This window comes from Pontibacter sp. HJ8 (assembly GCF_054824225.1).
In genome coordinates, this window is sequence record NZ_JSYF01000668.1 from 1 (window position 1) to 2,781 (window position 2,781).

The window sequence follows — 2,781 nt, forward strand, 5'->3', positions numbered from 1 at the left end:
CTTCCATTTTGCTTATTTTCTTCCTTGGAAAAACCAAATGGTGCCTACCATTGAGGACTTAGGTGCTAGAGTAATTTGCTTCAAGGCTAATAATAACCTGCAGATGTTTCAACGGATAGTTGAGATCAGCCGTTATGTACAGGAAGAAAAAATAGATGTAATTCATAGCCATCTTCCCTGGGCGGGGGTAATCGCCCGGCTGGTAGGAAAGACAACAGGCGTACCTGTTGTCTATACTGAACATAACAAGTGGGAGCGGTATAATAAGATCACTTACTGGCTGAACAAAATTAGCTTTGGGTGGCAGGACGCAGCCGTGGCGGTTTCTGATGACGTGCAGCAATCCATCCGCAAAAATGCTGGTGCCAAATTCCGTGAACTCATTTTACCCGCTACTCACGAAGCCAGAATCAAAGGTAAAGCGCAGCGACCATACCTGCTTAACATTCTGAATGGGGTGAATACATCGCATTATGTGCGAGATGATCAGGCTGGCCTGCAGGTCAGGCAGGAACTGGGTATACCAGCTACTGCCCCTGTGATTGGTACTGTATCAGTATTCCGTTTTCAGAAGCGGCTGGATGTATGGATGGAGATTGTTGTAGAGATACTGAAAAAGGTGCCTGAAGCACATTTCATTATAGTAGGGGATGGCCCCCTTAAACAAGAGATCTTGGCGAAACGAAAATCACTGGGTATAGAAGATCGCCTACACATGGCAGGGCTTAAAACAGATGTTAAACCCTACTTTAGTGCTATGAATATCTACATGATGTCCTCCATCTTCGAAGGACTACCGGTTGCCTTACTTGAGGCTATGAGCAGCTCCTGTGCCGTAATTAGTACCAAAGCAGGGGGTGTTGGCGAAGTAGTAGAAAATGGTAAAAGCGGCCTGCTCTGCGAAGTGGATGACTACATGAAACTGGCTGAATTTGGCGTGCAGTTGTTGGAGGATCCCGAGCAGCGAACAACGCTGGCTACAGGAGCACGCTCGAGGGTGCAGGCTGATTTTAGCATAAATAAAATGGCGAAGCAGCTGGAACAGTTATATTTGTATTTGAAAAGATAAACCTGACCCCAGCCCTCCTCAATAAGTGTGAGAGTGCAGGTGCACGATTGTCATCCCCTTGCCCCCTTCGAAGGGGGGACTTTTCTGCTAATAGAACTACTGCCAGATAGAAATACGGGGAAATTAACACCCTCTCTTGTTTATAGGAGAGGGCCGGGGAGGGATAATAATAACCATGCAGATAAGAAAAGGAACTGAAGCGGATATACCAGCGATTGTCGAGTTACTGAAGTCTTCCTTAGGAGAAGGGCTGATACAGAAGTCAGAGCGGTTATGGAACTGGAAGCATGTTGAGAATCCGCATGGTGCCTCGCCGGTGCTGGTTGCTGAAGCAGACGGTCAGGTTGTAGGCGTGAGAGCTTTTCTGCGATGGCAGTGGGTATACAAGGGGCAGATACTACAGGCAATACGGGCGGTGGATACAGCTACCCACCCGGCCTTCCAGGGGAAAGGGGTATTTAAGAAATTGACACTGCAGGGCTTGGCTGACGCAAAAGAGAATGGGATACACCTGGTGTACAACACTCCCAATGAGAGCAGCAAGCCGGGATATCTGAAGATGGGCTGGATAGAGATGAGCCGGATGGCGTTAAAACTTAAGGTAAATCCATTTGCTTATAAGCGCCAGGATATACCGGAAGCTCCTCCCCAAGACTGGCAAAAACTGGTAATCCTGCTTCCGCAGCTCTCGAACCCGATTGTAATGACTGACAAGGTGCATACTCTTTTGAGCCCGTCTTATATACAGTGGCGCTACCAGGATAACCCGCTCTTTGATTACTACTTCCTATCAGATTATCATTCCTATGTATTATTCTATCGTATCAAATCCCACAGTTTCGGGCAGGAGATGCGGGTAGTGGATCTGTTAACGGATGAAAAGACACTTGACAAGAAAGCTAAGAACGCATTAAAAGCTTCATTTAGGGAGATCAGTAATGCCTGTTTTCTTACTTCTGCTTCGGGAAGGCACTTTGAGCTGACAAGCGGTGTTTACCCAGGTATGGGTTTGTTACCAGTTTTGGATAAAGGCCCGATCGTCACCCTGCGCAATGTGAGTTTGCAGGAGGAGATGTTTAATGAATTAAGCAAGCAGGAAAATTGGGGCTATGCCTTAGGGGATATGGAGCTGTTCTAGAATCGGATGATAGGCGCGATCTTACTTGTTTTTTTTCTCTTTTTTATTAACCAGTCTATTCTAAAGAGTTATAGGCGGAAGTTTTCTTTCTTCTCTATTTCACTGATGAATAAGCTGTATTTCTATCATATTATATTTTGGGGTGTTTATTATACCTATACTGTTTTTAATAAATCTGACTCTAAAAATTATTTTGAAAAATCAGCAAATTTTGATAAGTCTTGGTCTGAACTACTTGTTACAGGTACTCGCTTCATAGAATTTGTAGCATATCCCTTCACCAACACGTTAGGCTTTAATTATGAAATGGCCATGCTTCTATTTGCATGGTTTGGTTATATTGGGTTTATTCACTTTTATATTTTTTTTAAAGAGAACCTGAAGCTGAATGTAAAACTGTGGGGATATGACTTGCTGCTTATTTTGCTATTCCTGCCCAATATGCATTTCTGGACGGCCTCTTTAGGTAAGGGGTCGATTATTTTTATGGGAATAGGTATGTTTGCCTATGCCATGCGCTATCCTCAGAAACGCTTGTTTATTTTGATACTTGGCTCTCTTACTGTTTACATGG

2 protein-coding genes and 1 pseudogene are annotated in these 2,781 nt (G+C 44.4%); all 3 read left to right on the top strand.

Annotation, left to right across the window (positions count from 1 at the left end):
- Positions 1–1,069, top strand: a 1,069-nt coding sequence (locus OB13_RS20765; RefSeq protein WP_461492095.1) for a glycosyltransferase, incomplete at its 5' end; no start/stop codon positions are given.
- A gap of 175 nt (positions 1,070–1,244) precedes the next feature.
- Entirely contained in the window at positions 1,245–2,207 is a 963-nt protein-coding gene (locus OB13_RS20770; RefSeq protein ID WP_461492096.1) for a GNAT family N-acetyltransferase, read from the top strand.
- Between the two features lie 105 nt (positions 2,208–2,312).
- Positions 2,313–2,781, top strand: a pseudogene (locus tag OB13_RS20775) (hypothetical protein); the annotation flags it as partial.